Origin of the sequence: Bacillus sp. JJ1566 (assembly GCF_036962685.1) — a bacterium.
Lineage (GTDB): Bacteria > Bacillota > Bacilli > Bacillales > Bacillaceae_L > Ferdinandcohnia.
Genome location: NZ_JBALOP010000007.1, coordinates 146,117 through 155,518 on the forward strand (window position 1 = coordinate 146,117; position 9,402 = coordinate 155,518).

General features: G+C 37.8%; 6 protein-coding genes. All 6 read left to right on the forward strand.

What is annotated here, in order from left to right; all coding sequences use genetic code 11:
* Positions 1 to 104: 104 nt before the first annotated feature.
* On the forward strand, positions 105 to 386 hold the full coding sequence (locus V7112_RS04835) for a post-transcriptional regulator (protein ID WP_335416233.1): 282 nt from the start codon (positions 105 to 107) through the stop codon (positions 384 to 386).
* Between the two features lie 291 nt (positions 387 to 677).
* The gene (gene secDF, locus V7112_RS04840; protein WP_335416236.1) at positions 678 to 2,927 is read left to right on the forward strand and encodes a protein translocase subunit SecDF; all 2,250 of its coding nucleotides are present in this window, start codon (positions 678 to 680) and stop codon (positions 2,925 to 2,927) included.
* Between the two features lie 129 nt (positions 2,928 to 3,056).
* Positions 3,057 to 3,953 carry a cation diffusion facilitator family transporter gene (locus V7112_RS04845; protein WP_335416240.1) on the forward strand — a complete coding sequence of 299 codons (897 nt, stop codon included), beginning with the start codon at positions 3,057 to 3,059 and terminating at the stop codon, positions 3,951 to 3,953.
* Between the two features lie 76 nt (positions 3,954 to 4,029).
* Positions 4,030 to 6,384 carry a single-stranded-DNA-specific exonuclease RecJ gene (gene recJ, locus V7112_RS04850; protein WP_335416244.1) on the forward strand — a complete coding sequence of 785 codons (2,355 nt, stop codon included), beginning with the start codon at positions 4,030 to 4,032 and terminating at the stop codon, positions 6,382 to 6,384.
* A complete protein-coding gene (locus tag V7112_RS04855) occupies positions 6,384 to 6,896 on the forward strand; it encodes an adenine phosphoribosyltransferase (protein ID WP_335416247.1) in 513 nt (170 codons plus the stop codon). Before recJ ends, V7112_RS04855 begins: the two co-directional genes overlap by 1 nt.
* 225 nt (positions 6,897 to 7,121) lie before the next feature.
* Complete coding sequence (locus tag V7112_RS04860; RefSeq protein WP_335416250.1) at positions 7,122 to 9,311, forward strand: RelA/SpoT family protein; 2,190 nt, start codon at positions 7,122 to 7,124, stop codon at positions 9,309 to 9,311.
* Positions 9,312 to 9,402: the final 91 nt, after the last annotated feature.

The window sequence follows — 9,402 nt, forward strand, 5'->3', positions numbered from 1 at the left end:
ACCCACATCGTGTGGGCCAAAAATCTGGGAGCAAATACGCCAAGGCGCATTTGATTAGAGTAGAAAAATGGGAGAGATGACGAGTGAACCAAGGAGAGACTCACATGTATGACAAATTTCGTGAAACAATTCGTCCATTTTTACAAAGTAAGCTGGAAGAATTTGTTTTGTACGGATATGACAGTGTGAAAGAGGAGGAACTTTGGGAGTTCCTGAAAAATAAAACATGGAGAAAAGAAAAAGAAGAGAAGCTTTTATATCAAATTGTTAGCGATATTTTGTCTATTAAAGTTGGAGATTATATGAACTATGCTACTGTGGAGGCTTTCAAAGCACCAAATTGGTTTGAGGGCGAAGGAAAAGACGTATTAGATAAATTACTATAGTCCACTATTATATGGATGTGGGTTATCATTTACGAAAACTGTAATTGACATGAAAATCGCATTGTTTCATAATTGTGATGGAGGGCTTAAAGGACAAGCTATGTTGTATAAACTCAAAAATATAAAATTTCGTTCGTTGTTTTGATGTCTAGCTCTAGGCGCCATCGGCTCGAGGTCATAAGCCAATCGCTTCTGAAGGCAAAAAGCGCCTTCTGTCAGCGCTCGTCTTATGCTTGTCGCCGATAGACAGGCGCCTTGCGCTTTTCTAATTAAAGGAGGATCTACATACTTATGGTTAAAAAAGGCCGCATCGTGGTGTTTTTCGTATTGGTGCTTCTCTTTGGAGCCTTAATCGGAACTACCGGTACAGACACCGCAAAAAACATTAAATTAGGACTCGACCTCCAAGGTGGATTTGAAATTCTCTATGAGGTAAAGCCAGCCAAGGAAGGCGATATCATTGATAGAGAAGCCCTAGTTAGTACGGTAAATGCATTAACTAACCGTGTCGACGTGCTAGGGGTAAATGAGCCAAATATTCAAATTGAAGGTAAAGATCGTGTTCGTGTGCAATTAGCAGGTGTAGAAGACCAAGATAAGATTCGTGAAATTCTATCAACACAAGCTAAGCTTACGTTTAGAGATGTAAACGATAATGTCTTACTGGATGGCTCTCAATTAGCACAAAATGGTGCTAAACAATCATTTGATGAAATGGGCAGACCGTCTGTTGCCTTAACAGTTAAAAATTCCGACGATCTGAAAAATGCAACCCAAAAGGTTCTGGATTTTGGTACTCCAAATAACCTTATGGTGATATGGTTAGACTTTGAAGAAGGTGTTGATTCCTTTGAGGCTGAGAGTAAGAAACCAAATCCAAAATACCTTTCAGCTGCAGGTGTAGACCAAGTATTTAACACAAAAACAGTTTCAATCACCGGTGGTAATTTTACCGTTGATTCAGCAAAAGAACTTGCCTCCTTGTTGAACGCAGGTGCACTTCCTGTTGATTTGGAAGAAATATATTCAACATCAGTTGGAGCAAAATTCGGTGAGCAGGCATTAGACAAAACCGTTTTCGCAGGGGCAATTGGGATTTTCTTAGTGCTATTATTTATGCTTGTATTTTACCGCTTCCCTGGTTTAATTGCTGTGGTTACTTTAAGTATCTTTGTTTATTTAAACTTACTAGTTTTCGACTGGATGAATGCAGTGCTAACTTTACCAGGTATAGCAGCCTTAATCCTCGGAGTAGGTATGGCGGTCGATGCTAATATTATTACCTACGAAAGAATAAAGGAAGAGATAAGGTCCGGGAAATCAATCTTGTCTGCATACCGTACAGGTAGTAAGAACTCATTCCTGACTATCTTTGATGCAAATATTACAACAATCTTAGCAGGTGTGGTCTTATTTATATTTGGTACAAGTGCCGTAAAAGGCTTTGCAACTATGTTAATTGTAAGTATTTTATTAAGCTTCTTAACTGCAGTATATGGAAGCAGACTTTTACTAGGGCTATGGGTTAACAGTAAATTTTTAAATAAGAAGCCAAGCTGGTTTGGTGTCAAGGAAAGTCAGATTCGAAACTTAGCGGATGCCGATCCAGAAGGAAATTTCCCAACCCGATTCGATCGCTTTGATTTTGCGAAGCATAAGAATAAATTCTTTATTGGATCAGGAATTATGGTCATCGTAGGTATAGCAGTATTGGTAATATTTAGACTAAATCTTGGTATTGATTTTGTTGCTGGTACCCGTATGGATGTCCTTGCAGACCATCCAATTTCTCAAGAAGAATTAACAGATGAACTTGGTAAGCTAAATTTAGAAGCTAAGGAAATCATTATTTCTGGAAATAATAATGAGACTGGGGTTGCTCGATTTGACGAGGAGCTTTCAAAAGATGAAGTAAGTAAAGTTAAAGCTCATTTCCATGATCTATATGGAGCAGACCCTAACGTAAGTACAGTTTCTCCAACTGTAGGCAAAGAATTAGCACGTAACGCAGTTATTGCAAGCTTAATCGCGATGCTTGGCATTATCATTTATGTTGCTTTCCGATTTGAGTGGTTAATGGGATTAGCTGCGATTGTAGCGCTTGTCCATGATGCATTCTTTATGATTGCGTTCTTTAGTATCACTCGTCTTGAGGTGGATGTCACATTTATCGCGGCAATTTTAACCATTATCGGTTATTCAATCAACGATACAATTGTTACCTTTGATAGAATTCGTGAACTTTTAAAGAAGAAAAAGCGTATTAAAACATATGAAGACCTTGCAAGTGTCGTGAATAGTGGATTAAGACAGACATTAAATCGTTCTGTTAACACAGCTATAACCGTTCTCTTCACAAGTTTTGCCTTATTATTATTTGGTGGACAGGCTATTACCAACTTCTCATTTGCCTTAACAATCGGATTAGTAGCTGGTATGTATTCATCCATCTTTATTGCAGCACAGCTTTGGTTAGTATGGAAGACTAAGCAAATTACAAAAAAACAATCTGTAAAAACAGAGACTGAACCACAAGTGTAAACAGTAAAAAGTCGTGAGTATATCACGGCTTTTTATTTTCTCTAATAGACTTGATGAGCAGTTCTGATTTAGGATACACTAAAATGCATGTGTCGTATTCTCAAACTTACATTGAGAGGATGAGATTTTTTGAATGAGAATGACCGTTTTAAACAGGCAGAAAAAGCCATCATCATTGGTGTTGTTGGCAATATTATACTGGCCATTATTAAGTGGGTAATTGGGGTCCAGTCCAATAGTCGAGCGCTGATCGCTGACGCAGTCCACTCGGCTTCAGATGTGGCAGGCTCAGTAGCTGTATACATCGGAGTGCGTGCTGCCAAAAGACCACCTGATGAGGATCATCCATATGGGCATGGAAAAGCAGAGTCCGTTTCCGCTATCATTGTTGCGGTATTACTAGCACTTGTTGGATTTGAAATAGGAAAAGCTTCCATTGAGGCATTCTTTAAGCCGATTGATGTACCAAAGACCATGGCTATTTATGCGGTCATATTTTCAATTATCATTAAGGAACTGATGTTTCGATATAAATACAACCTTGGAAAAAAGATAAAGAGTGATGCCCTCATTATTAATGCGTATGATGATCGTTCCGATGTATTCGCATCCTTTGCAACCCTTGTAGGAATTGTTGGGGCCATTCTCGGTGGATATTTAGGGGTGGATTGGCTTGTTTATGCCGACCCTGTTGCGGGACTTGTTGTTGCAGGTCTAATTGTCAAAATGGCCTGGGAATTTGGAACGGAAGCAATACATAATACGTTAGACCATGTTTTACATGATGAAGATACAACGGAATTTAGAAAACTGGTCATGTCAGTTCCAGAAGTAAAAAAAATTACAGAACTTCATGCACGTGAACATGGGCATTACGTGATTGTTGATTTGAAAATTTCAGTTGATCCATACATAACGGTAGAAGAAGGTCATAAAGTCGGGAAAAAAGTAAAAGCAAAGCTGATGAAATATGCCCAAGTACATAATGTTTTTATCCATATAAATCCATACTCAGAAGATGATTAACGCAATATATAAAAAATGTCAATCATTGTAACACATCTATCGCTCCTGTATAATGATGTGGTTAGGAGTGAGACTTTTGTTACAATCGAAAACTCGTTGGAAAGTAAATGAATACAACCAGATAAATATAAATCTACTAGTTAAAGAACTACAGGTTACACCTCTAGTAGCATCTCTTCTAGTGAATAGAGGGCTCACTACCGTAGAATCAGCAAGAGAATTTTTAGAACCAGAAAGCTTAGAGTTTCACGATCCATTTTTGCTTGATCAAATGGATACGGCTATCGAGAGAATAATAAAAGCTATTGAAAACAAGGAACGGATTTTAGTGTTTGGTGATTATGATGCGGATGGTGTCAGCAGTACGACCGTTATGGTTACTGCTTTAAAAGAAAAAGGTGCAATTGTTGATTTTTATATACCAAATCGATTCACTGAAGGCTACGGACCTAACGAAACAGCTTTTCGATGGGCAAAATCAGAAGGGTTTTCTTTAATCATAACCGTAGATACAGGAATTTCTGCTCTTCATGAGGCAGAGATTGCAAAAGAATTAGAAATAGATTTAATTATTACGGATCACCATGAAGTTGGTCCGGAACTACCAGTTGCAACTGCCATTATTCATCCCAAAAAGCCCAATAGTCAGTACCCATTTAAAGAATTGGCTGGGGTTGGTGTTGCTTTTAAGGTTGCACATGCTTTACGTGGCGAAGTCCCTACAGATTTATTAGATGTGGCTGTGATCGGGACAATTGCCGACTTAGTTCCCCTACATGGAGAAAACCGTCTCCTTGCAAAAAAGGGTATAAGTGCCTTACAAAATACTACGCGTCCAGGATTAACTGCATTATTGAAAAAAGCTAAAATTGAATCCAATGAAATATCGGAAGAAACAGTTGGATTTGCAATCGGACCAAGAATTAATGCAGTTGGTCGGCTACAATCAGCAGACCCAGCAGTTGATTTATTAATGACAAGTGATCCTGAAGAAGCCTCATATATCGCTGATGAAATTGATGAACTGAATAAAGAAAGACAGCAATTGGTTAATCAAATGACAAAGGAAGCGATTCAAGAGGTTGAAGAAAACTTTCCACCTTCTTCAAATTCCGTCTTAGTCATCGCAAAGGAAGGCTGGAACTCTGGTGTAATTGGAATTGTAGCTTCTCGATTAGTAGATCGCTTCTATCGACCTACGATTGTTTTAAGCATCGATTCGCAAAAAGGGTTAGCAAAAGGCTCTGCAAGGAGTATTGCTGGTTTTAACCTATATGAGAGCCTGTCAACATGTCGTGATATATTGCCTCATTTTGGCGGACATCCAATGGCAGCTGGAATGACTCTTAAAGTTGAAGATGTTGAAGACCTTAGAAATCGATTAAATGCAATTGCGAATGAAGTGCTAACACCTGATGATTTTCAACCAATTACAACTGTAGATGCAATTTGCAGCATACAAGATGTTTCGCTTGAATCGATTATAGAAATGAACAAATTAGCGCCATATGGAATGGGAAATCCTAAACCAATCGTGCAAATTAACGATGTTAATGTCAATACAATCCGAAAGATTGGCGCAGATCAAAGCCATTTGAAAATTGTTCTCCAGGATGATCCATATACACTAGATGGAGTTGGCTTTGGGTTAGGACATACCTGTGAAGGGATTTCGCCGCTATCAAAGGTTTCGGCAATTGGAGAACTTTCCATTAATGAATGGAACAATAGTCGAAAACCACAAATTATGCTGCAAGATATTGCTGTTAATGAATGGCAATTATTTGATATTCGCGGTATGCGCGATTTTGCTTCCTACCTAGAAAAATTAAAGGATGACAAGCTTCAACTAATTGCGTTTTCGCAAGCCACAATCGATAAGCTTGGATTAACCAATCGGGATATTAGCGTTGTTTTATCACTTGAAGAAGCAGCCATGCTTCAATGCGAATCGAAGCATGTTGTTCTAATTGATCTACCAGATGAAGCTGAATTGATCAAAGCATTATTTATGGAAAGCTTCCCAGATCGCATTTATACATTATTCTTTCATGAACAAGATCATTTTTTCAGCACAATCCCGACGAGAGAGCATTTTAAATGGTTTTATGCATTCTTGGCAAAAAAAGGTCCATTTGATATGAATCGCTATGCCCACGAATTAGCAAAATATAGAGGATGGTCAACAGAAACAATTGATTTTATGTCAAAGGTGTTTTTTGAGCTAGATTTTGTTAAAATAGACAAGGGATTTATTTCTTTATCAAATCAAGCTAAGAAAAGGGATTTGACTGAATCGAGAACATATCAATTAAAAGCAAAAAGAATTGAATTGGAAAAGCAATTATTGTATTCATCATATCAACAATTAAAGCATTGGTTTGATGCAATAAATAAAGGTTCGCATTCGCTTGAGGAGGCACTAAATTAATGGATTTAAAAAAGTTTATCGAAATTGTTGACGATTATCCAAAGCCAGGAATTAAATTTAAGGATATTACTCCTTTAATGAATGACGGTGAAGCGTATAAATATGCTACTGATCAAATCGTGAAGTATGCAAGGGAAAAAGAAATTGACCTTGTTGTTGGACCAGAGGCCCGCGGCTTCATTATCGGCTGTCCAGTTGCATACTCGCATGGTGTAGGCTTTGCTCCTGTTAGAAAGGAAGGCAAGCTACCTAGGGACGTCATTAAAGTTGATTATGGACTTGAGTACGGAAAAGATGTTCTAACAATTCATAAAGATGCAATTAAACCAGGTCAACGTGTATTAATTACAGACGACTTATTAGCAACAGGTGGAACGATTGAAGCAACCATCAATCTTGTTGAACAACTTGGCGGTGTTGTAGCGGGAATTGCATTCCTAATCGAACTCACATACCTGGATGGTCGTAAAAAGTTAGACGGCTACGATGTTTTAACACTAATGAAGTATTAATTTCTTTATAAAAAAAAAGCGCTCAGGCTGAGTGCTTTTTTTAGTAGAGTTGAGATTGCAAACGGTAAAATAGCAATTTTTCAACTCTACAGGCAATATTTCTGTTATTTCCCTTTACAACTTTCAAGATTTTCAAGATAATAGAAACAATATAATCATTTTAAACAAAAGATTCAAAGAACTTATTTCTTTGAATTTTTAACTTCTAAAAAGGTGATAAAATCTATGGCAAACGAGAATGTCTTAACTCCTGGGCAAGTGATAGAAAAAGCAAAAGTCTATTTAAGTGATAAAGATATCGAGTTTATTGAGCGTGCATATAAATTTGCAGAGGAAGCTCATAAGGAGCAATTCCGTAAATCGGGTGAACCATATATTATTCATCCAGTACAAGTGGCAGGTATTTTAGTAGATCTTGAAATGGATCCTTCAACAATTGCTGGCGGCTTTTTACACGATGTAGTGGAGGACACTACTGTCACCCTTCAAGAAATCAGTGATGCATTTACTCCTGAGGTCGCAATGTTAGTTGATGGAGTAACAAAACTGGGGAAAATTAAATACAAATCTCAGGAAGAACAACAGGCTGAAAATCATCGAAAAATGTTTGTGGCGATGGCCCAGGACATTCGTGTCATTTTAATTAAGCTAGCAGATCGTTTGCACAATATGCGTACTCTTAAGCATCTCCCACCAGAAAAGCAGCGTCGGATTTCTAATGAGACACTTGAAATTTTTGCCCCGTTGGCTCACCGACTCGGTATTTCAAAAATTAAATGGGAGCTTGAAGATACAGCCTTACGTTATTTAAATCCACAGCAGTATTACCGTATCGTTAATTTGATGAAAAAAAAGCGTGCTGAACGTGAGGAGTATCTTGAGGAAGTCATTGAAGAGGTTAAGAACCATGTAGACGAGGTTTCAATCAAAGCAGACATCTCAGGTCGGCCAAAGCATATTTACAGCATTTATCGCAAAATGGTCCTTCAAAATAAGCAATTTAATGAAATCTATGATCTCCTTGCAGTTCGGATTGTCGTAAATAGTATTAAAGACTGTTATGCAGTTCTAGGAATCATCCATACTTGCTGGAAGCCAATGCCTGGTCGATTTAAAGATTATATTGCAATGCCGAAGCCAAACATGTATCAGTCTCTTCATACAACAGTGATTGGGCCTAAGGGAGACCCACTTGAGGTTCAGATACGAACAGTGGAGATGCACCAGATTGCAGAATACGGGATTGCAGCCCATTGGGCATATAAAGAAGGTAAGCAAGTTAATCAACAATCTTCATTTGAAGAAAAATTAACATGGTTCCGTGAAATTTTAGAATGGCAAAATGATGCATCAAATGCAGAAGAATTCATGGAGTCCTTAAAAATTGATTTGTTTTCCGATATGGTCTTCGTCTTTACACCAAAAGGAGATGTTATGGAGCTTCCGTCAGGCTCAGTTCCAATTGATTTTGCATACCGGATTCACTCTGAAATTGGAAACAAAACAATTGGTGCAAAAGTAAATGGGAAAATGGTGACCCTAGATTATAAGTTAAAAACTGGGGATATAATCGAGATTCTAACATCGAAGCATTCCTATGGCCCAAGTCAGGACTGGATTAAGCTTGCACAAACATCACAAGCGAAAAACAAAATTCGTCAGTTCTTTAAGAAACAACGCCGTGAAGAAAATATTGAAAAAGGAAAAGAGCTCGTTGAAAAAGAGATTCGTAATTTGGAATTTGAAGTAAAGGATATTTTAACACCTGAAAATATAAAACGAGTTGCTGAAAAATTTAATTTTTCAAACGAAGAAGATATGTATGCAGCGATAGGATATAACGGAATTACCGCTGCCCAAATCGCCAACCGGTTAACAGATAAACTGCGAAAGCAACGTGACCTTGAACAAGTTGTTGAAACAGTATCTGAGGTAAAGCAAATATCAAATCGCTCTAGAAAACGAGATTCTGGTGTACAGGTTCAAGGAATTGACAATTTATTAATCCGCCTATCAAAATGCTGTAACCCAGTTCCAGGGGATGAAATTGTCGGTTTCATTACAAAAGGTAGAGGCGTTTCTGTTCATCGTGCCGATTGTCAAAATGTCCATACAACGGATGCTCAAGCGCGACTCATTGAAGTTGAATGGGAAAGTAATTTAAATGACCGCAAAGAGTTTAATGTAGAAATTGAAATTAACGGCTTTGATCGTCGTGGTTTATTAAATGAAGTTCTCCAAGCGGTAAATGAGACAAAGACAAATATTTCTGCTGTTTCGGGAAGATCAGATCGTAATAAAATGGCAACAATTAATATGTCCATTTCAATTCAAAATGTCAGTCATCTTCATAAAGTTGTGGAACGAATTAAGCAGATTCGGGATATTTATTCAGTTCGGAGAGTAATGAGCTAACTTTATTCATGGAAGGCTGAATAAAGTTAGAACCTCTGGTGGATGCCACAAATTTTTAAAGGAAATTTTTCGCGCGTAAGATCAAAGACTA

Bases quoted from the DNA above. Each gene is read 5' to 3' on its own strand.
- V7112_RS04835 (WP_335416233.1), top strand. From the start codon at position 105: ATGTATGACAAATTTCGTGAAACAATTCGTCCATTTTTACAAAGTAAG.
- secDF (WP_335416236.1), top strand. From the start codon at position 678: ATGGTTAAAAAAGGCCGCATCGTGGTGTTTTTCGTATTGGTGCTTCTC.
- V7112_RS04855 (WP_335416247.1), top strand. From the start codon at position 6,384: ATGGATTTAAAAAAGTTTATCGAAATTGTTGACGATTATCCAAAGCCA.
- V7112_RS04860 (WP_335416250.1), top strand. From the start codon at position 7,122: ATGGCAAACGAGAATGTCTTAACTCCTGGGCAAGTGATAGAAAAAGCA.